This is a genomic window from Catenulispora subtropica (assembly GCF_039531675.1).
Taxonomy (GTDB): Bacteria; Actinomycetota; Actinomycetes; order Streptomycetales; family Catenulisporaceae; genus Catenulispora; species Catenulispora subtropica.
The window spans coordinates 1-611 of record NZ_BAAAQM010000140.1; the positions used below are offsets into that span (position 1 = coordinate 1).

General features: G+C 71.5%; 1 pseudogene. It reads right to left on the bottom strand.

The annotated features are described in order from the left end of the window. Window positions 1-595 (bottom strand): annotated as a pseudogene (locus tag ABD466_RS44305) (transposase); the annotation flags it as partial. Between the last annotated feature and the right edge of the window lie 16 nt (window positions 596-611).

Below are 611 nucleotides of genomic sequence, written 5' to 3' on the forward strand. Positions count from 1 at the left end.
GTCGGCGGCCTGGCCGGGCGTGAGCACGAACGCCAGCGGTCGGCAGCGCTCGTCCGAGGCCAGGTGAACCTTGCAGGTCAGCCCGCCGCGTGAGCGGCCCAGCGCGGCTGCCGCCAGTCGGACCCGACGCCGACGCCGCGTGCGCCGACGCTCTTCCCGCTCAGCCTGCCCTTCACCGGTCAGCGCGGTTTGTCCGGTATCGGCCTCCCTTTTCGGCCGCGGCGGCCTGCTCCAGCGCCGCCAACACCCCCGGGTCCACCGCCATCCCGGCCGCGTCATGATGCGCACGGGCCACCGTGGAATCCACGCTGACCAGCGACAAGTCCGCCTGCCCGCGCCCGGCAGCCTCGGCGATCATCCCGGCCATCAGCGCGGCGAACACCCCGGCGTTACGCCAGCGCGTGAACGCGTCGTACACCGTCTGCCACCGGCCGAACTCGGCCGGCATCTCCCGCCACTGGCTACCGGTGCGGAACCGCCAGATCACACCCTCGAACTGCTCACGCAACCGCTGCGGATAAGGGCCGGACCGGCCGATCGGCAAGAACGGCTCGATCAGGCCCCACTCGTCATCGTTGAGCTCACGCCGCGTCACATCAGCGTTCTACCAG